Origin of the sequence: Gluconobacter sp. R75690 (assembly GCF_015244525.1) — a bacterium.
GTDB classification, from domain to species: Bacteria; Pseudomonadota; Alphaproteobacteria; order Acetobacterales; family Acetobacteraceae; genus Gluconobacter; species Gluconobacter potus.
Genome location: NZ_JABCQB010000002.1, coordinates 12,196 through 30,042, shown reverse-complemented (window position 1 = coordinate 30,042; position 17,847 = coordinate 12,196). Strand labels below are relative to the sequence as shown.

Below are 17,847 nucleotides of genomic sequence, written 5' to 3'. Positions count from 1 at the left end.
GAATCACGCGCGCGAGGGGCATCATGAAAACGGAGACATTGCATATCCGGGTGACACCGGAAGAACGGGAGAGACTGAAAACCACAGCAGGAACACGCAGACTGTCTGTCTGGTGCAGGAAAGTCCTGCTGAACGAACTGGCAGGAGGGACTTCGATTGCTGAAGAGCTTCTGGCGTTACGTCGTGAGCTGTCAGCGATAGGCAACAACCTGAATCAAATTGCTCGCAGGCTGAATACAGGGGAGCAGGTCGATATCGCTGCCCTGCCTGCTGACATCGACACACTAAAAGCCCGCATCAACAGGGTTCTGAGGCGGGTACGATGATACTCAAGAGCAACCCCATCAGAACCTCCTCCGGGTCAGGAGCCATTTTCCATCATCTTGTGGAGAAGACAGACGAGAACGAGCACATCCTGTTGTGGAAAGGCAGACGTCAGGATGTCGATGACTGTATCGCTGATGCAGCCGCCTTTCATCGTGTGAATGCCGTTCAGCACTTCCAGGTCTCTTCAAAAGAGAAGCTGACCGACGAACAGTTTGCTGACTGCATCACCATGCTCGCCAGAGAGTTCGGGTTTCAGGCCTCGGATGTCTGCCTTGCGGTCATCCACACCAAAACCCGTCACGATGGTAAAGCAGACAATCGCCATTGTCAGTTTCTGGTCCGCACCACGAATGCCGAGACCGGGAAAGTGCTGGATGTCTCGCATCGTTATGAGAGACAGGAGAAAGTCGCCCGTCTGTTCGAGCTGAAACACGGTCTTGAACTGACGAAGGGACGTCACAACGTCTCCGTGTATCACGCTGTTCCCGAGGAATACCGGGACCGTCTGAAGGGTCTGTGCGAAGGACCGCTCCCGAACTCCTGTCTCTCAGACCCACAGTCCAGACAATCGCAGCGTCACGGAGCTAGTCCGTTCGACATCAAATACGAGGTCCGGGAAATGTTCTCCCGTTGCGAGAGCTGGCAGGTGTTTGAACATGCCATGGCAGACCGTGGCTGGATTCTGGAAGCCGGACAGAAGAAACCGGATGTCCTGATTCTGAAGGACGAGAACGGGGTCTTTGTGGGCTCGCTCTCCCGTCTTCTGGGCCTGAAGAAAGCCGAGCTTCAGCAACTCAGAACAGACCCGGAGGCCATGAGACAAAAAGGGATAGCCAGCCCTGGCCCTCGTGACACACGAGAGCCAACTGGCAAGGGGGAAACCCCCGTTGACCCCCATAGCGACAGAGCTGAGGATTCCGATAGCAGGTCCGACACACAGGGAAAGACTGGTTCGTCTTCCGGGTCCTCCATCCCCTCCCGCTCTCCGAACCCTCTGTCTCAAAAGCCTCACTGGCTGGGACCGATTGCTCCCCTTCTGCACGCTTCCCGCTCGACAATTACGGAGGGGATGTCACACGCGGAAATCCAGTCGGTGATAGACTTCAATGCTCAGGAAGCGGAAAGAGATGGCCAGCTCCGGGAGTTACTGCACGACCAGAAACGCTTTGCGGCCCTGCTGACCGAAATCCTCACCAGCTTTCAAAGCCAGTGGCAGACCCTCCCTCCTGAACCCTATCCCGACCTGAAAAGCCGGGACGCTTCTGTTCTTCGCAAAACGCAGGAACAAAGACTGGACCCCGCCCGTCAGGCGTGGAAACAGGCCAAAGAAAAAGCGAGCATCTGGAACCTGTGGAATACATCCGACATCCAGAAAGCCAGAGACACCTTCGAGGCTCTGCTGCATCGCTATGGCTATGACCGTCACGAGGTCGGCAAGCTCGACCTGCTGGACGAGGACAATTTTGCCTATGCCGTGAACTGGATGGCGGAACGTGTCGCGTCAGGTCGGGAGCGTCAGCACAGGGCATGGCAGAAAACCCCCGAGGTTCGCAGGTACCTGACAGCGAAAGCCGGGATGGAGAGACTTGTGGCTTATCTGAAAGCCACAAAAGATGTGGAACTGCTGCTCTTGGCGAGAACCAACCCGGAGGAGGCTCTGAAGCGTCTGGCAGCACTGAAGGAGAACGAGAGACACGCCCAGCCAGTCATGAAAATTCAATTTCCTGACCAGCCCCGGCAAAAGCGTTCTCCCGTTCAGACCTTCTCGCTTTAAAGAGCCGCCTTGACCGTACTGCCGGAGAGTTTGGCATCGACAGAGCCATTCATCTGCTTGAACAGTTCGGCATACATGACCTCTTCAGCCCGCAGGTCTTCGAGTGTGAGACGCAGGCTGGAGACATTGGAGAGGTTTTCACCGACCGGACTGACCGAGACAGAGAGATAGGCCATCTCATGGGGCGTGCTGTAGGTCAGTGGCTCATTCGCTTCCGCACTCGTCCCGGTCTGGGTCGTCACGACCTTTCCATCCGGTCCGGCATAAGCCGTACCGGATGGTGTGCCATAGCGGGTCATGGGCTGAAGGTGCAGACCGTATTTGGACGCGATATCCGCCTGTAGGTCTGCGTAATGCGGGGAGGCTTCCATCGGGAAGGACGCAGAGCGTTCAATCTTCGTAACCACCGCCCCCATGACAGGAATGGACAGGCGCACAGTCAGGCTGTCCTGTCCCTTCTGACAGGTCAGGGTACTGGGGAAATACTGCGTGTTGACCCCGACCCCTTTATAGGTCGTGGACAGATAGGTGTTCGTCACCTGAGGAGCTTTGCCACAGTAGGACGTCAGGGTGCTGGTGGCGTCGGCCTGTGTCATGCCGAGCTTAAGGCCAAGAATGCTGTCCTGCCCGAACACGTTATCGAGGGGCTGATAGGTTACGGTCTGCCTGAGATGCACTCCGCCATTGTCGGGAGGCGTCTGCGGCTGGGAAGGTTGCACGGACAATCCCAGAAGATGGGCACAGGCCGGTGTGATGAGTCCCTGATTATGAGCCAGCAGACACTGGGTCAGGCTCTGGGCATGACCGGAGAGCGGAACTGTACTGGCAGCCAGCACGAAAGCGAAAGCCGGAAGGAAAGACCTGCTCATGATTACTGCCTCAGTCCGCTACCGCCACCAACATGGCTGGTGATGAAGCTGTGATGGAGAACGATATCCCGGTGGAGCGTGACCTTGAGAACATGCGTATTGGAGGTCGTTCTCGTTCCCAGAAAACCGAGGCCAACCGCCTGCTGGGCAACGGAAAGCCCATCTGCCTGGTCGGAACTGTATTCGTAGGTCCAGACCTCATTGCCGTTCTCGTTGGCGATTTCGGACGGCTCACCATAGAGCTGCCGGAGCTGGGACGAGGTTGTGACACCATCACGAATGGAGCGGTCGACATCCGCTGCCGTCACACTCTTCAGGGAGGCATTGCCCGCTGAGGAGCAGGCACTCAGACAGCCCAGTATTACAGCCAGAGTCGCTGTTTTCATCATCTTCAAGATGGTTTTCCTTTTTGATGGAAAGGCAGAGCAAAAAAGGGTCTGTCAGTTGATGCCGACGCCACGTCCCAGAGCCTGCATGCCCCGGATGATGCGAATGAGAGTCCAGACGAACCACCAGATTCCGATGCCTATCGGCAGGATGTAGGTGACCGCGCCAAGGCCGAAGCTGACAGCAGTCAGGGCGGATGTCAGAAGGTAGAGCACCATAATGGCGGCCTGAAATATCAGCCCCTTCATGAACAGGCTGACCTGATACTGAAGGTGAGAGCTGTAGGGAGCAGTGGCCTGGTCCCTGCCCGTATAGGCCAACACGACTCCGACCACAGCCACTGGGAATAGAACGAAGCCAACGAGGTAGAGGACATAGACGAGGTTGGTCATCTGGCGACCACCATCCTTGCCTGAAACCAGTGTGTTTTCGGTAACGCTGCCTGCGTCTATGGTCATACCGGGGTCCTTGATGCCGCTACATTCATTTCTCGCGCATCGCCTTGAGGCGCGTACGATTCCGTTGGGCCTGAATAGTGAGCCAGAAATCTTTCCTGCATCGGAATGTCTTTAGAACCCCGCAGAACTGGGGAAAAACAGACATTCCAGCGCCTGAAAAAGCCGTGACGATTTCTCTGACACAACAGAACATGCTCCCTCTTTATCCCGTAAACACCTGATTTTGTTATGATTCAGGGAGGAGACCGGAAGGGCCTGAAAGGGTCCCACAAAGGTGTCCCGGAACAACAGGACAGGGATTATGGGAAAATATGGCTATGCACGCGTAAGCACGTCACGACAGCAGACGGACAATCAGGTCACGGACCTTCTGCGGGAGGGCGTGCCGGAAACGCAGATTGTGACGGAAACAGTGTCAGGGGCGACAGCGTGGAAATCACGTCCAGCCCTGAAGAGACTGGTCAGACGGCTTCAGGCCGGGGACACGCTGACGGTGGTAAAGCTCGACCGTCTGGGGCGTAATGCCCTCGATGTGCTGACACTGATTGACGTCCTGAAAAAGCGGGAGATTTCTGTCAGGATTCTCAATCTGGGGATTGATACCGCAGGCGCTGGAGGCAAGCTGTTTCTCCTGCTTCTGGCGGGGTTTGCGGAGTTCGAACGCAACATCATCCGCGAGCGTGTGCTCTCAGGGCTGGAGACCGCCAAGGCGAAAGGCATCCGCCTTGGGAGAAAGCCGACCCTGACAGAAGAGGACATCGCTCAGGCGCGTCGTCTCAAATCTCAGGGTCTGTCTGCCAGAGAAGTCGCGAAACTCCTTCACGTCTCCAAGATGACAGCCTGGCGGGCGATGAACTCCTGAAATCCGTCCCGCAATCCCTGTCCCAGAATTGCAGAACCGGACTCACAGCCATGCAAAATCACCCTATTCCCAAATCAGGTGTTTTTGGGACAGGTAGTTTAAAATCTCAAAATACCTTCCTCAAAATTATATCATGGAATTTAATTCACTTAATACTGTAGTTATATTTATATTTTTTCACCATAGCGTCCGGTTTGAAAGGTTTTGTTTTGTATAACGCGCTAACCCAATATCAGTTTCAAGTACTAAATGACTGAAAAACCGTTCTATTTTGCGAAGAGATTTATCATTTAATTGAATTCTCCCAGATGGCGTTTGAGTCCAAGCATATGTTGGCATCGAGAAGCCATGGGCAAAACTATGCCGGACCTTTAATATTTGGTTAAGAAATTCTTGAGATTGCTGCCTATTGAATTGTGCCTTACGCCAAGGCCAATCGGATATCGGATCATAGCCGGTACATGCCATCAAAAGCTCGCGTGAGTTTTCCCAATTAGGTGTATTAAATTTCTTTAATTTCTCATCTACAATAGGAGAGAGAATTGTATGCAAAAAAGAAAATTCGATGTTTGTTGTATTTGATGTTTTTTGCACAAATTCTTTTATTACTAAATTGAGATAAGCGTCCCACCCAGCGACGTAAGATGCAAGAGCCGCATGTAAAAAGTATGTCTTTTGTTCATGAGGAAAAGGTTTTAACCGTACATCTTTAGCTATTTTCCTCAAATTTTGCGCAGATTTTACAGATTTTCCAAATCGTTCCCATGACACACTTCTGCACATTTAGAGTCTCTCAACAAATGTTCCAAGAGCACTCTTATATCTATCAAGAGGTTCTTTATTTAATTGTACTCTTTCGCCATCAAAACTTTTTGGTCCTGGTTTTAGACTGAAAATTGGCGTTCCGGTAGCCGCACAATATACGCATGCGCCATGATAATCTGGGATCTGCACAAATGCAGAACTAGGACTTTCTTTTGGCATAGCATAAAAACTTCTATGCTTTCTATGAATACGGTCAACAGTCTCCTTAATTCTATCGCTTACTACACGAAATGCTTTACTGGGCTGCCCATCCCACAAAGTAACACGATTTGAAACAAATGTATGAAGCTTAGGTTGCTGAATACCTTCCTCAAGTGCTTTTTTGGCAAAGCTAATTTTTGCATATGTTTCTGTATGCTTATCCCCTACTCCGTAAAGTAACGCGATAACGTTTTCAATTCCACGCCTTGAACTATCATCAGCCGTAAAAGGAACGATAACACTTTCCGCAGCAGCCAAGCCAAGCTGAGTATAGACGGCGAAGCTTGGATTGCAGTCTATTGCAAACATTGTCTCACGCTGGCCACTCCTCTTTTTCAAAGCCTTGCACAGATCAGAAATCCAACTGACGACTTTGCCCCAAGCGTCAAAAGGCACGGCTAATTGAGAAGTTTGACGGATTGCTTCAGAAAGAATTTCAAGCAAGTTATCTCCGCAAACAAGCCATAAATTCTCAGGTATTTTTGAATTATATTTGCAAGGATGAGAAAGGTAAGGGCCTATATCATCAATCATCTTAAAAGGGCTATTGAGACGCTCTTCAAGATACCCCGCAACCGTGCATCTTGGTTTAGCATCGGTAAGTGCTAGCAGAGCTTTCGCATCGGGATCAAAGCCTCCCAGAAGCGTTTCTGATAAGTTACCTTGAGGACACAAATCTATAACGTAAACATCCGTCTCTGGATGCAGATGCGCATATTCTGTAGATGCGATAAATGCGAGAAAGCTTTTTCCCACGCCACCTTTATTATTCCAAAATGCATATGCTGTCATATCTTCATCTCTTCACTCTGGATTGATTTAAAATATATTTTTATTTTAAGGGTTTTTAAAATTAAATCAATAACAACAACACTAAAAATATTTTTTCATTAAATACTATAATACCGCCATAGATTGAGATTTATGGCGGTATCATCGAACCGCAGAAAACAGCCAGAAAATAGCCGCCATAAATCCCCGCCAAAATTATAAGGGGAATTATATGAAATACGGTTATTGCAGAGTGTCCACAGTAGGACAGGATTTGAAGGAACAGGAAGACGCCCTGCTGGCTCTTGGCGTTCCAAAAGCGAATATCTTCAAGGAAAAGATTTCAGGTGTCATCAGGTCGGATGACAGACCTCAATTCGGGAAGCTTCTGAAAAAGATTCAGGCCGGGGATGAGCTGGTCGTGATGAAGCTCGACCGACTTGGAAGGTCTACCCTCGATATCCTGACAGTCATCCAGAACCTGAGAGGTCAGGGCATTGCCATCACCATTGAAGGAGTGGGGACCATCAGGGATGACATGATGGGAAGCCTTACCATGAACCTCCTCGCCTCCTTTGCCGAGTTCGAGCGTGCTCTGATTATCGACCGCACCCAATCCGGCAGAAAAAGAGCCATGGCCAATGGTGTCAGGATGGGGAGGAAGCAAAAACTCTCCTCCCAAGCGCAGGACGCCATCAAACGACGTTATGGGGGAGAAACAGGGTCTGCCTTGGCAAAAGAATATGGGGTCGGACTAAGAACAATTCAACGTATAGTCAGCGTAGTCGAATAATTGTGCGGTTTCGTAGTCAATTGCAAAAAAATATATTGAAACCCATTGGAAGCGAACCAATGTTAAATTGCCTTGTGCTCGCTCATATGACTGAGGGGTAGACGAGGTTGGCGTGACTTCTGGATTGTTGGTGCTTGTCTTTGATGGAAGGCACCTGCGTCAATGAGCGCGTTAGCTGTTGGCTGGCCTTCTCTAGATTGAGGATGAAAAGGCTGGTGCTATTTAGGATTGTAACGACATGACAAAGCAGCCTGGACTGGACGGTCGTCACCGTGATGAAAATGGTGAAATCCGCCGGAAGAATGGTAATACCCTAATTGAGACTCTTCGTGAGACTTATGGTCCGAGTTTTGCTCCTGGTTATAAAGGAACGGATACGTTGGAATACCTGCTTGCTAAGGAAGGAAAATCTTCGCTGAGCGAATATCTAAAAGGTAGATAAGCGGATTTTCAATAACAATTAGAAAAGCAGCCATTCGTGAAGCACGGGTGGCTGCTTTTTTTGTGTCTTTTGGATTTCCTATCTGCGTCTTCAGAAGCGGAGAACGCTTCCGCCATAGCTACAGGCGCTATAAAATATTTTTTATCTTTTAAGGTTGGGGGTGTTTCGAAGAATCTTGGTCAGAAGCTGATTTCAGGGGCTCACAGAATCCCTGAAAATGGCTTAGACTGCCTCCACTGCTGTCCCCAAAGCTGCTTTTCTCTGGGTCCATAAGTGTTTGATTCCATTGATTTATAGGTGCTTGGCTGGGGTGGGAGGATTCGAACCTCCGCATGGCGGAATCAAAATCCGCTGCCTTACCGCTTGGCTACACCCCAAATGATGCGCCCTTCAGAGCGCATGCTCCCGGCCTTCTAATCTGAACCGGCTGCTCTCGTAAAGTGCGAAGTCAGGATTCCAGTTCAAGATCGTGATCGGGCAGGCCGGTATTGTTCAGGGCCTCGTCCATTTTGCGTCGGGCGGACGGCTTGAGAATGCCGTAGCGCTCGGCGCGGTCCAGGGCGGTATCGAGGGCCGCCATGGTGGCCGCGAGGTCGGGGCTTTCGTCCTTTTCCCAGGCCCGCATGGCATGGGCCCACACTGCGGCCAGGGCATTGATGCGCATCACGCCGCCAAAGCCCGTGCAGTCGATCCCTGCGGCTTCTGCCAGCCATTTCATGGAATCAAGGGTGGTGCCAGCCAGAAAAGCCGCCAGAGCCGGGTCGTAAGGCACGGCCTGCAGGACGGCGCGTACGCCTTCGCGATATTCCTGGAAGATATCGAAGCGGCGCATGATCAGGTCGAAGAGATATTCGCGCAGCGTGCCGCCGTCACCGTCGTCACGCAGGGCGCTGGCATCGGCAAGGCGCCCGAGCTGGAGCAGCAGCAGCGCCTTGACCGGATAGCGCCTGCGGACGGTTTCGACGGGAAGACCGGCTTCGCGGGCGGCGTCTACGAGGGAAAAGCGGTGCCATCCCTCGTTTCCGGCGAGCGACAGGGCGGACTGGAGAAGGGCGGCGTCGAAGGCTTCCTGTGCCATGTCCGGCGGACCGCTCAGCGCCATGTCGTCGGATTCAAAGGGGTCCTGCCGTCCGTCCATACGGGTCTCCTGTCGAAAGCTTCTGGTTTCATGGTGGGAGCATTGCGGTCTGCCGACAAGCTCTCTCCCATAAAGAAACCGTCAGCCTGCGAGTTCGTCGGCCCGTTTTGTAGCAGCGTCAATAGCTTTTGGAACAGTCTCTGGCCATGCGTCGGATTTCATAAGGACGGCCAGGGCTGCTGCTGTGGTGCCATTGGGGCTGGTGACGGCCTTGCGCAGGTCTTCGGCGCTGTCGGGCAGATCATCGAGCATGCGTCCGGCGCCGTAGATCGTTCCACGCGCCAGACGGCGGGCGATGGTCGGGGACAGACCGTGCTGCTGGCCCGCTTTTTCCAGAAGCTCCGCCAGCAGGAAAACATAGGCGGGGCCGGAGCCGGAGATGGCGGTGACGACGGACAGATCGGCTTCCTTCTCCACCGGAACGACGTCTCCGACGGCAAACAGCAGATCGTGACAGATGGATTTCTGCTCCGGCGTGGCGGAAGGTGCGGCGTAGAGGCCGCTGATCCCGGCGCCCACGGCGGAAGGCGTATTGGGCATGGCGCGCAGGACCGGGATGTCCGCGCCAGCCAGCCGGGCCGCGTCCGAAAGGGCGGCGCAGGTGCGGCCGGCCATGACGGAGAGAATGGCGGCGTTGCTCATGCGGGGGCCAAGCGCTTTGCCGATCGCGTCGATCATGATTTCGGCAGCGGCCGGCTTGACGGCAAGAACGATGATGTCGGGCTTGAAACCGGCGGGGATTTCGGCGGCGGTACGGACGACGGTGATGGCGTCGTCCGAGCCGGTTCGGTGTCGGTCAAGAATGACGAGCCGGGGCGGTGTGGGGGAGGCGAGCCAGCCGTCGAGCAGCGCGCCTCCCATCTTTCCGCACCCTGCGAGAAGAACCGAAGGGACGGATGGCACGGTCAGGCGTCTCCTGCGCAGTCGAGCATTGCGGCGTCTATGGCGTCCTGCGGTGATTTTCCGCCCCAGAGTGCGAACTGGAAGGCGGGGTAGAACCGCTCGCATTCGGACATGGCGATGTCCACCAGGTCTTCCATGCTTTCACCGGGAAGGGTCTGCACGCCACGCAGCAGCAGCGTATGTCGGTAAGAGGGGGTTCCGGTATCGGGATCGACGGCGAAATGGCCGATCCAGAGGCGGTTATTGGCCAGGGAAACGAGTTCATGGACGGCCGGACGGCGCTTGGCGGGCGAGCGCAGGTCCAGGATGCAGTTCAGATGCAGGGCCGAGAGTTCGTCGGACCATGTGAAATACAGCGAATAGTCGCACCACTGTCCGGGGGCCTGGGCGGCCATTTCGGACGGGCCGAGGCGTTCGAACTCCCATTCATAGAGGCCCATGACCTGTTCCATCAGGTCGAGCGGATGGGATTCTGTTTCCGTGGTGAGTGAGGTGCTCAGGGCAGGCATGGCGGGTCTCCCAAGGCCGTGGAGCCTGGCACCGGCCTGGCGCCGGTGCGGCGCTCCAGATGTCTGCGGCCGGAAGAGGAAAATCCCCTCCCGACATCAATCACGTTATGGACCCTTTGCGCGGTGTGCAAGCATTACGCGTTGCAAAAGTCACACCGGCCCTGATGACTGTTGCAGATCAGCCCTGCGGACCGCCCTTCTCTTCGGTTGCGAGTTCCTCGACAGCGGAGAGGCGCGATTCGATTTCGGCCAGACGCTGTTCGGTGGCGTCCTGTGCCATGCGGGCGCGGGTGGCCATTTCCTGTACGGCGTCGAATTCGTCGCGGCGGACGAGATCGAGGCTGTTGAGGATTTCGTCCACGCGGGTGCGGACGATGGCGTGAAGTTCTTCGCGGGCGCCTGTCACGGCGGAAAAGGCGTTGCCGGCAAGGCCTGCGAGGTCGTCGAAAAAGCGGGGTCTGTCAGCCATGATGAAGTTCCTGCTGTTCTGCGGCGTGTCATGTCGGGCGCGTCGCTTGGATCGTTATCGGGGACAGACTATACAGGAAGGATGATTATCGTCACCGGCGGGGCCGGATTCATTGGTTCGTGCCTTCATGCAGCCCTGCGTCGCCGGGGCTTGCGGACGGTTGTGGTTGACCGGCTCAGGGACGGGGTGAAGTGGCGGAATCTGGCGTCCCATGCGCCGGATCGCATCATCACGCCTGACGCGCTTGAGGGTTTCCTCGCGTCGGAGCCGGATGTCGAAGCTGTGTTCCACATGGGGGCGATCAGCGCCACCACGGCGCGGGATGGCGATCTGGTCTGGTCGAGCAATGTGGACCTGTCGCAGACGCTATGGCGCTGGTGTGCGGCGCGGGGTGTGCGGATGATTTACGCCTCCTCGGCCGCGACCTATGGCGCTGCGGACCGGCCGGAGATGTTCCGTGACGGGCTGGAGAATATCGACGGGCTGCGACCGCTGAACCTGTATGGCTGGTCCAAGCAGGCATTCGACCTGTGGGTGAAGCGGGAAATCGAAGCCGGTGCGCCGGTGCCGCCGCAATGGGCCGGGCTCAAGTTCTTCAATGTCTACGGGCCGAACGAGTATCACAAGGGATCGATGATCTCTGTGGTGAAGGTCAAGTATGACGAGGTCGTGCAGGGGCATGCGGCAAAGCTGTTCCGCTCGGATGTGCCGGGGCTTGCCGATGGGCAGCAGAAGCGGGACTTCATCTGGGTCGGGGATGTGGTGAACGTCATGCTGTGGCTGTTCGATCATCCGGGTGTCAGCGGGCTGTTCAACTGCGGAACCGGCATGGCGCGGAGCTATCTCGATCTGGCGCATGCGGTCTGCGATGCGGCAAAGCGGGCGCGGGATGTGGAGTTCGTGGACATGCCCGACAAACTGCGCGGGCAGTACCAGTCCTTCACCTGTGCGGATATGAGCCGCCTGCGCGCTGCGGGATATGATGCGCCGTTTACCTCTCTTGAAGACGGTATCGGGCAGTATGTGCGCGAGTATCTCTCCCAGCCTCACCCCAATCTCTGAGAACCGATTCCTTGAGCCATCCCCTGATCTTTCCGAATTTCGATCCGGTTGCCTTCCATATCGGTCCGCTGGCAGTGCGCTGGTATGCGCTTGCCTATATGGTGTCGTTCATCATCGCGCTGCCGATTGCGCGGCGGCTGAACCGTCTGGCGCCGGAAGTGGCGACGAACGAGCAGGTGGATGACTTCCTGTTCTACGCCATCCTTGGCGTGCTTCTGGGGGGACGGCTGGGCTATGTGCTGTTCTACCGGCCGATGGATTACCTGTCGCACCCGCTCGAGATCTTCAAGACCTGGGACGGCGGGATGTCGTTCCATGGCGGGGCGCTGGGCGTCATTCTGGCGCTGGCCTATTTTAGCTGGAAGAACCGTCTGAGTTTTCTGGCTTTTGCGGACCGGATCGTGCCGGTGGTGCCGATCGGGCTCGGGCTCGGGCGCTGTGCGAATTTCGTGAACGGGGAGCTGTGGGGGCGTCCGGCGTCTCCGGATCTGCCCTGGGCGATGATTTTTCCGACGGGTGGGCCGATTCCGCGGCATCCGTCCGAGCTTTACGAGGCCCTGACCGAGGGTGTCCTGCTTCTGTGCGTGATGCTGTTTGCCGCCAGTCGTCCGCAGGTTCGTGAGCGGTTCGGGTTCCTGTCGGGTCTGTTCCTGTTCGGTTATGCCTGTGCCCGGAGTTTCTGCGAGTTCTTCCGGCAGCCGGATGCGAATATCGGCTTCCTGTCCGGTGGGACGACGATGGGGCAGTTGCTGTGCATTCCCATGGCGCTCGCGGGGATCGGGCTGATGGTTTACGCGATGCGCCGCCCGGCTCAGGTGTCGGCGCATGTCTGAGTCTGTGCTGACAGGATCGGTTCTCAAGGTTCCGCATGGGTTCTTCACCCGGCTCGGGGGCGTTTCGCCAGCACCGTATGACAGTCTGAACTGTTCGCTGTCCTCGCAGGATGATCCGGCGAATGTGGCGGAGAACCGGTCCCGGGTCGCGCGGGCGATCGGGGTTGCGCCGGACCATCTGCTAGGTCTGAAGCAGACGCATAGTGATATCACCGTGCCCGTGACGGCTGAAACGCCGCTCTGGGTGGCCGGGACCGGGCAGGCAGGGGATGCGCTGGTGACGGATCGTCCGGAGATCGGCGTGGGCGTCATTACGGCGGATTGCGGGCCTGTGCTGCTGTCTTCCGATGACGGGCGGATTGTCGGGGCGGCTCATGCGGGCTGGCGCGGGGCTGTGGGCGGGATTCTGGAATCCGTGGTCGCGCAGATGGTGGCGCTGGGTGCCACAGGAATCAGTGCCGTTGTCGGGCCGTGCATTTCACCTGAGAGCTACGAAGTCGGCCCGGATATGCGGGATGCGGTTCTCGCCAAGGATGCAGCGGGTGAGAACTTCTTCCGTTCAGCGCCGCGCGAGGGACATTTTCTGTTCGATCTGCCGGGCTATTGCGGCTTCCGTCTGGAACAGGCCGGCGTCCGGACCGTGCAGATCCTTGGTGTGGATACGCTGACGGACCAGCGGTTTTTCAGCCATCGTCGGCGGACACTCGCGGGTGGTGGGCATATCGGGCATCAGATCTCGGCGATCCGTCCGCTGGGCTGAGGACGGCGCAGGCCGGATTTTTCGAGCAGCCAGCGATCGGCGGGGCGTGAGAGAAAGCGGTCCACGAGGGCACCGAGGCAGAAGGACAGGCCGAGGGTTGGGATGAACCAGATCCAGCCGAGCGTCCCGTTTTCTCCGGTGGCTCTGAACAGATGGACCATCGGTATGACGACGAACATGTGGCTGAGATAGATTTCATAGCTCAGCCGGCCCCACTGGCGGGGCCATGCCAGAAACCGGCTTCCGGTCGCCTTGCCCCATCCGTTGTAGAAAGCGAGGAGCAGGGCGGCGCATGAGGCTGTGAAGAACAGCGGTGTTGTGTAGCCGAGGGTCAGCCATACGATATGGCCGTCGATCAGATAGAGACCGACGCCGAGACTTCCGGCCCAGCCGAGCCAGGGCGTGAGTCTTGCAAAAAGGGACGAGCTTATCCGGTGCGCCAGAAGGGCTGCACAGACGCCCATGGCGATGGCGGAAATGCCTGGCCCGTAGGCTTCATCCTGCCAGATGTCCGATGCGTTCCGGATCTGCCATTCCGCGAAAGGGCTGGATAGGGCGAGGAGCGCGAAAACGAGGCCGGGCAGTTGGGGAATGCGTCCACCCAGCAGGCAGAGGATCGGGAAGGCTGCATAGAACAGTTCCTCGACCGAGAGGGACCATAGTACGTCCCAGTTGGGGGGAAGATAGTTCGTCCGGGCTTCGTAGAGGTTCAGATGCATGAACAGCGCTGCGAAGATGGCGCCGGGCAGGGTCTGGTTTTCGTGATGGAAAAGGAAATCAGGCGCGCCTGCGAGGTTGAGAGCGGCCAAAATCCCGAGCAGGACCAGCAGGCATGGCAGAATGCGGCAGGCCCGGCGCATTGAGAAGTCGATGGCGTTGATGCCGCCCAGACTGCCCCATCGTCGTATTGTGTGATCGGTGATCAGGAAGCCTGAAATGACGAAGAAGATCTTTACGCCCTTGCCGCCATCCCAGTTCAGCGCTTTCAGCAGCATGGCGGGCAAAACGGCGGAAAGGCCGGTGTGCATCAGGGGGATGCGCAGGGCGAGGTGATGGATGACGACGAGGATAATGGATAATCCTCTGAGCAGGTCGATCCCCGGATTGCGCTGCGCGTCTGTTGTTGTCTGCACCCTGAAATCCCATCCTGCAAAAGCGGAACGCTTCTGTAATGGAAGTCAGGCATGATTCCGTTCGGAATATGGCGTGGGGAGGGACAGGTATAAAAAAGGGCCGGAGAATGTCTCCGGCCCCTGTTCTGCCTCAGACAGCGTGGGTTCTGGCTTCCCGGTCCCAGAAGCGCAGTTTGCGGCACAGGGTGATGAAGGTCTTGAGGTCGCTGGGGACCTCAAGCGGGATGATGCCGTCATCCATGTCTTCGGGCGTGATGCCACCCTTGGCGAGAAGGGGTTTGGCGTCCGGGCCGTAGCCGATGAACTTCGCATGGGCGAAGGCGTCGGCCACGAAGTCCCGTGCGGTGGCTTCGCCGGTCAGGAGCTTTGCCCCTGCTGCGGACGGGAGCAGCACAACTGCGTCATACAGGACCGAGGGGGCACCGACGATCTTCTGACCGGCCGGGACGAGCTTGCCGTCTGTCGTTTTCACGCCACCAACCGCCGGGGCGACCAGTTCGACGATGGTGCCTTCCGCTTCCGCGGCCTTCATCAGATCCGCGAGCAGGTCCGCATCCGTGCCATCAGTAACGAGCACACCCAGCTTGCGGCCTTTGAACGTTTTCGGGCCGTTCTTGAGGATGCTGAGCGGGTTCGAAGTCGGCAGATCCGTTAGCGGCGTGCGGGCCGCCGGGGCGGGTGTTGGCATCTTTTCCAGACGCAGACCTTCAGCCACGCCCTTTGCGAGCTTTTCATCGACGTTCAGCAGATGGGCGACGACGCGGGCGCGGATGGCCGGGGTGAGGCACTTGCTGAGCTCGAAGACGAAGGCGTTCTTGATATGCGTCTGCTCGGTCGGGGTCTGGCTGGTGTAGAACTGGCGGGCCTGACTGTAGTGATCGGCAAACAGTTCGCCGCGTTCACGGGTCTTTCGGCCGTTCACTTCCTCGGCGTAGGGCTTGTAGCCGGTCTGCGGGTTTTCACGCGGCCCCATGCCCCAGGAGTTGGGCTCATAGTTTGCACGCCCTTTCGGGTTGTGCATCGCCATATGGCCGTCCTGCTGGAAGTTGTGGAACGGGCATTTCGGCGCGTTTATGGGGATATGCGTGAAGTTCGGGCCGCCGAGGCGCTTGGTCTGGGTGTCCAGATACGAGAAGTTCCGGCCCTGCAGAAGCGGATCGTTGGTGAAGGCAATGCCCGGCACGACGTTCTGGGTGCAGAAGGCGACCTGTTCGGTTTCGGCGAAGAAATTATCCACCGTGCGGTTCAGCACCAGACGTCCGATGCGACGGACCGGGATGAGTTCTTCCGGGATCAGCTTGGTCGCGTCCAGAATATCGAAGTCGAATTTATCGGCGAAGTCGTCATCAAAGAGCTGTACGCCGAGTTCCCATTCCGGGAAGTCGCCGGAATTGATGGATTCCCACAGGTCGCGGCGGTGGAAGTCGGGATCGGCGCCGTTGATCTTCACGGCTTCGTTCCACACGACGGACTGCAAACCCTGTTTCGGCTTCCAGTGGAACTTCACGTAGGTGGACTTGCCCTCGGCATTGACGAGGCGGAAGGTATGGACGCCGAAGCCTTCCATGAAGCGGAAGGAGCGCGGAATGGCGCGGTCGGACATGATCCACATGAGCATGTGGACGGTCTCGGGCGACAGCGACGCGAAGTCCCAGAAATTGTCATGGGCGGACTGGGCCTGCGGGAAGCCGCTGTCGGGCTCTTCCTTCACAGCGTGGACCATGTCCGGGAACTTGATGGCGTCCTGGATGAAGAAGACGGGCATGTTGTTGCCCACGAGGTCCCAGTTGCCTTCTTCGGTATAGAGCTTCACCGCAAAACCGCGCACGTCGCGGGCCACGTCGAAAGAGCCGCGGCCACCGGCGACGGTCGAGAAGCGGACGAAGGCGGGAACGCGCTTGCCGATTTTGCCCAGCACACTGGCCGTCGTGTAATCGGCCAGGGAGTCTGTCAGTTCGAAAAAGCCATGCGCACCGTAGCCGCGGGCGTGGACGACGCGCTCGGGGATGCGTTCGTGATCGAAGTGGAAGATCTTCTCGCGGAAATGGAAGTCTTCCAGAAGGGCAGGCCCGCGGGCACCGGCTTTCTCGGTGTTCTGATCGTCGGAGACGGGGACGCCCTGCTGGGTCGTGAGGGTCGGGGTCTCGCCCGACGCCACCTGATGGGTGGCCCCCTGCGGGCCGCGTTCGAAGGTCTGGTCGCCGATGGTGACGGTTTTGCGTTTGTCCGTGCTCATGAATGCACCTCTGCCTGTAGGCCCGGAAAAATACGGGGCTTCGGGAAGTCTGGATGAGGAAGCTGCCCTTCCCATCGGAAAGGCCGTGCCCCTTAGAAGGCGCTGCCGGGGGCAAGTGTTCCTGAAATAAATCCGGGAAATTTTCTGAACCTGTCCGGAAGACGGGCCGTTAAGCGCAGGAACTCTGTCCATGACGACACAGGAGTGTTTCCATGCCTGCTGATCCTCGCACCCGCTATCCGCGTCCGCCGTTCCGGGGCCAGACGCAGAAATTTCCGGGTCTTTCAGAAAAGATGATTCCCCGGCCCGATTACGGCGAAGAAACCTATAAAGGCTCCGGAAAGCTCGCGGGGCTTGCGGCCCTCATCACGGGGGGTGATTCGGGGATCGGGCGGGCGGTCGCGCTGGCATTTGCGCGTGAAGGCGCGGATGTCGCGATTTCGTATCTGGAAACGGAGGCGGATGATGCGCGCGATATCGGGGAACAGATCAAGGCCGAGGGGCGGAACTGTCTGTTGTTGCCCGGAGATATCCGTGATGGTGCGCATTGTCGTGAGATGATCAGCAGGACCGTCGAGACGTTCGGGCGGCTTGATATTCTGGTGAACAATGCCGCTTTCCAGAAAGCGCGTGCCAAGCTGGAAGAGATTTCCGACGAGGAATGGAAGCGCCATTTCTCCACGAATACGGATGCGCTGTTCCATCTGACGAAGGCGGCCCTGCCGCATCTTCAGGCCGGGGCGTCCATCATCAACACGTCTTCGGTTAATCTGAAGACGGCGCCGGAGTTGCTGGTGCCGTATTCCATGACGAAGGCGGCGATTGCGAACTTCACGTCCAGCATGGCGCAGCAGCTCGCCGGGCGGGGGATCCGGGTCAATGCCGTGATGCCGGGGCCGATCTGGACGCCGTTCATTGCAACCGGAATGCCCGTGGAGGAGCAGGAGCATCTGGGCTCGGATGTGCCGCTGGGCCGTCCGGGACAGCCGGCCGAGCTGGCAGGCGCCTATGTCTATTTTGCCGATCCGCTGAACAGCTACACCACGGGCGCGCTGCTGGCGGTCAATGGTGGGGTACCGATGATCTGAAGGCTCG

Annotated in this window: 20 protein-coding genes and 1 tRNA gene; 9 read left to right on the top strand and 12 right to left on the bottom strand. The window is 57.1% G+C overall.

All coding sequences use genetic code 11. The features are described from left to right. Positions 1 to 23 precede the first annotated feature (23 nt). Both HKD27_RS02550 and HKD27_RS02545 read left to right on the top strand, forming a co-directional pair. The gene (locus HKD27_RS02550; RefSeq protein ID WP_194688576.1) at positions 24 to 326 is read left to right on the top strand and encodes a MobC family plasmid mobilization relaxosome protein; all 303 of its coding nucleotides are present in this window, start codon (positions 24 to 26) and stop codon (positions 324 to 326) included. After that, entirely contained in the window at positions 323 to 2,101 is a 1,779-nt protein-coding gene (locus tag HKD27_RS02545; protein ID WP_194688577.1) for a relaxase/mobilization nuclease domain-containing protein, read from the top strand. Before HKD27_RS02550 ends, HKD27_RS02545 begins: the two co-directional genes overlap by 4 nt. Here the strand turns inward: HKD27_RS02545 and HKD27_RS02540 are convergent. The 3 genes from HKD27_RS02540 to HKD27_RS02530 are packed head-to-tail and all read right to left on the bottom strand — an operon-like array spanning position 2,098 to position 3,815. Further along, positions 2,098 to 2,970: a hypothetical protein gene (locus HKD27_RS02540; RefSeq protein ID WP_194688578.1), complete on the bottom strand. Its 873-nt coding sequence runs from the start codon at positions 2,968 to 2,970 to the stop codon at positions 2,098 to 2,100. The two genes, HKD27_RS02545 and HKD27_RS02540, sit on opposite strands and share 4 nt — an antisense overlap. Positions 2,971 to 2,972: 2 nt before the next feature. Continuing rightward, complete coding sequence (locus tag HKD27_RS02535; RefSeq protein ID WP_008851633.1) at positions 2,973 to 3,359, bottom strand: hypothetical protein; 387 nt, start codon at positions 3,357 to 3,359, stop codon at positions 2,973 to 2,975. Positions 3,360 to 3,410: 51 nt separating this feature from the next. Next, entirely contained in the window at positions 3,411 to 3,815 is a 405-nt protein-coding gene (locus HKD27_RS02530; RefSeq protein WP_194688579.1) for a hypothetical protein, read from the bottom strand. 301 nt (positions 3,816 to 4,116) lie between these two features. On the opposite strand from HKD27_RS02530, the gene HKD27_RS02525 reads away from it, so the two are divergent. Next, a complete protein-coding gene (locus tag HKD27_RS02525) occupies positions 4,117 to 4,677 on the top strand; it encodes a recombinase family protein (protein WP_194688580.1) in 561 nt (186 codons plus the stop codon). 177 nt (positions 4,678 to 4,854) lie between these two features. On the opposite strand, the gene HKD27_RS02520 is transcribed toward HKD27_RS02525, so the two are convergent. Both HKD27_RS02520 and HKD27_RS02515 read right to left on the bottom strand, forming a co-directional pair. After that, a complete protein-coding gene (locus HKD27_RS02520; RefSeq protein WP_194688581.1) occupies positions 4,855 to 5,448 on the bottom strand; it encodes a HEPN domain-containing protein in 594 nt (197 codons plus the stop codon). 12 nt (positions 5,449 to 5,460) lie between these two features. Continuing rightward, positions 5,461 to 6,495, bottom strand: coding sequence for a ParA family protein (locus HKD27_RS02515; protein WP_194688582.1), 1,035 nt, complete (start codon positions 6,493 to 6,495; stop codon positions 5,461 to 5,463). Between the two features lie 211 nt (positions 6,496 to 6,706). Between HKD27_RS02515 and HKD27_RS02510 the strand changes: the two genes are divergently transcribed. Together HKD27_RS02510 and HKD27_RS02505 are read left to right on the top strand one after the other, a co-directional pair. Next, a complete protein-coding gene (locus tag HKD27_RS02510; protein WP_194688583.1) occupies positions 6,707 to 7,267 on the top strand; it encodes a recombinase family protein in 561 nt (186 codons plus the stop codon). Between the two features lie 238 nt (positions 7,268 to 7,505). Next, positions 7,506 to 7,709, top strand: coding sequence for a hypothetical protein (locus HKD27_RS02505; RefSeq protein ID WP_194688584.1), 204 nt, complete (start codon positions 7,506 to 7,508; stop codon positions 7,707 to 7,709). A gap of 302 nt (positions 7,710 to 8,011) precedes the next feature. Here HKD27_RS02505 and HKD27_RS02500 read toward each other — a convergent pair. From HKD27_RS02500 to HKD27_RS02480, 5 genes are all read right to left on the bottom strand, one after another. Further along, positions 8,012 to 8,086: transfer RNA gene (locus HKD27_RS02500), tRNA-Gln, on the bottom strand. A 71-nt stretch (positions 8,087 to 8,157) separates the two neighbouring features. Then, positions 8,158 to 8,847 (bottom strand): TetR family transcriptional regulator, encoded by a 690-nt coding sequence (locus HKD27_RS02495; protein WP_041111573.1) that lies wholly within the window; start codon positions 8,845 to 8,847, stop codon positions 8,158 to 8,160. Between the two features lie 81 nt (positions 8,848 to 8,928). Then, positions 8,929 to 9,750, bottom strand: a complete 822-nt coding sequence (proC, locus tag HKD27_RS02490; RefSeq protein ID WP_024717177.1) for a pyrroline-5-carboxylate reductase — start codon at positions 9,748 to 9,750, stop codon at positions 8,929 to 8,931. Between the two features lie 2 nt (positions 9,751 to 9,752). After that, positions 9,753 to 10,259, bottom strand: a complete 507-nt coding sequence (locus tag HKD27_RS02485) for a YbjN domain-containing protein (protein ID WP_011252691.1) — start codon at positions 10,257 to 10,259, stop codon at positions 9,753 to 9,755. A gap of 178 nt (positions 10,260 to 10,437) precedes the next feature. Next, entirely contained in the window at positions 10,438 to 10,728 is a 291-nt protein-coding gene (locus tag HKD27_RS02480; protein ID WP_011252692.1) for an accessory factor UbiK family protein, read from the bottom strand. Between the two features lie 81 nt (positions 10,729 to 10,809). On the opposite strand from HKD27_RS02480, the gene rfaD reads away from it, so the two are divergent. The 3 genes from rfaD to pgeF are packed head-to-tail and all read left to right on the top strand — an operon-like array spanning position 10,810 to position 13,383. After that, complete coding sequence (gene rfaD / locus HKD27_RS02475) at positions 10,810 to 11,790, top strand: ADP-glyceromanno-heptose 6-epimerase (protein WP_194688585.1); 981 nt, start codon at positions 10,810 to 10,812, stop codon at positions 11,788 to 11,790. Positions 11,791 to 11,816: 26 nt separating this feature from the next. Continuing rightward, positions 11,817 to 12,623 (top strand): prolipoprotein diacylglyceryl transferase, encoded by an 807-nt coding sequence (lgt, locus tag HKD27_RS02470; RefSeq protein WP_370544223.1) that lies wholly within the window; start codon positions 11,817 to 11,819, stop codon positions 12,621 to 12,623. Next, positions 12,616 to 13,383, top strand: a complete 768-nt coding sequence (gene pgeF, locus HKD27_RS02465; protein WP_194688587.1) for a peptidoglycan editing factor PgeF — start codon at positions 12,616 to 12,618, stop codon at positions 13,381 to 13,383. The genes lgt and pgeF overlap by 8 nt, the downstream gene beginning before the upstream one ends. Here the strand turns inward: pgeF and HKD27_RS02460 are convergent. After that, positions 13,353 to 14,516 (bottom strand): acyltransferase, encoded by a 1,164-nt coding sequence (locus HKD27_RS02460; RefSeq protein WP_194688588.1) that lies wholly within the window; start codon positions 14,514 to 14,516, stop codon positions 13,353 to 13,355. The two genes, pgeF and HKD27_RS02460, sit on opposite strands and share 31 nt — an antisense overlap. A 130-nt stretch (positions 14,517 to 14,646) precedes the next feature. Beyond that, on the bottom strand, positions 14,647 to 16,752 hold the full coding sequence (locus HKD27_RS02455) for a catalase (protein WP_194688589.1): 2,106 nt from the start codon (positions 16,750 to 16,752) through the stop codon (positions 14,647 to 14,649). Between the two features lie 212 nt (positions 16,753 to 16,964). Between HKD27_RS02455 and HKD27_RS02450 the strand changes: the two genes are divergently transcribed. Further along, positions 16,965 to 17,840 carry an SDR family oxidoreductase gene (locus HKD27_RS02450; protein WP_194688590.1) on the top strand — a complete coding sequence of 292 codons (876 nt, stop codon included), beginning with the start codon at positions 16,965 to 16,967 and terminating at the stop codon, positions 17,838 to 17,840. Positions 17,841 to 17,847 lie beyond the last annotated feature (7 nt).

What these genes read in the sequence shown, in the direction of transcription:
- HKD27_RS02550 (WP_194688576.1), top strand. Translation starts at nt 24, where the DNA reads ATGAAAACGGAGACATTGCATATCCGGGTGACACCGGAAGAACGGGAG.
- HKD27_RS02545 (WP_194688577.1), top strand. Translation starts at nt 323, where the DNA reads ATGATACTCAAGAGCAACCCCATCAGAACCTCCTCCGGGTCAGGAGCC.
- HKD27_RS02540 (WP_194688578.1), bottom strand. Translation starts at nt 2,970, where the DNA reads ATGAGCAGGTCTTTCCTTCCGGCTTTCGCTTTCGTGCTGGCTGCCAGT.
- HKD27_RS02535 (WP_008851633.1), bottom strand. Translation starts at nt 3,359, where the DNA reads ATGATGAAAACAGCGACTCTGGCTGTAATACTGGGCTGTCTGAGTGCC.
- HKD27_RS02530 (WP_194688579.1), bottom strand. Translation starts at nt 3,815, where the DNA reads ATGACCATAGACGCAGGCAGCGTTACCGAAAACACACTGGTTTCAGGC.
- HKD27_RS02525 (WP_194688580.1), top strand. Translation starts at nt 4,117, where the DNA reads ATGGGAAAATATGGCTATGCACGCGTAAGCACGTCACGACAGCAGACG.
- HKD27_RS02515 (WP_194688582.1), bottom strand. Translation starts at nt 6,495, where the DNA reads ATGACAGCATATGCATTTTGGAATAATAAAGGTGGCGTGGGAAAAAGC.
- HKD27_RS02510 (WP_194688583.1), top strand. Translation starts at nt 6,707, where the DNA reads ATGAAATACGGTTATTGCAGAGTGTCCACAGTAGGACAGGATTTGAAG.
- HKD27_RS02505 (WP_194688584.1), top strand. Translation starts at nt 7,506, where the DNA reads ATGACAAAGCAGCCTGGACTGGACGGTCGTCACCGTGATGAAAATGGT.
- HKD27_RS02495 (WP_041111573.1), bottom strand. Translation starts at nt 8,847, where the DNA reads ATGGACGGACGGCAGGACCCCTTTGAATCCGACGACATGGCGCTGAGC.
- HKD27_RS02485 (WP_011252691.1), bottom strand. Translation starts at nt 10,259, where the DNA reads ATGCCTGCCCTGAGCACCTCACTCACCACGGAAACAGAATCCCATCCG.
- HKD27_RS02480 (WP_011252692.1), bottom strand. Translation starts at nt 10,728, where the DNA reads ATGGCTGACAGACCCCGCTTTTTCGACGACCTCGCAGGCCTTGCCGGC.
- rfaD (WP_194688585.1), top strand. Translation starts at nt 10,810, where the DNA reads ATGATTATCGTCACCGGCGGGGCCGGATTCATTGGTTCGTGCCTTCAT.
- pgeF (WP_194688587.1), top strand. Translation starts at nt 12,616, where the DNA reads ATGTCTGAGTCTGTGCTGACAGGATCGGTTCTCAAGGTTCCGCATGGG.
- HKD27_RS02455 (WP_194688589.1), bottom strand. Translation starts at nt 16,752, where the DNA reads ATGAGCACGGACAAACGCAAAACCGTCACCATCGGCGACCAGACCTTC.
- HKD27_RS02450 (WP_194688590.1), top strand. Translation starts at nt 16,965, where the DNA reads ATGCCTGCTGATCCTCGCACCCGCTATCCGCGTCCGCCGTTCCGGGGC.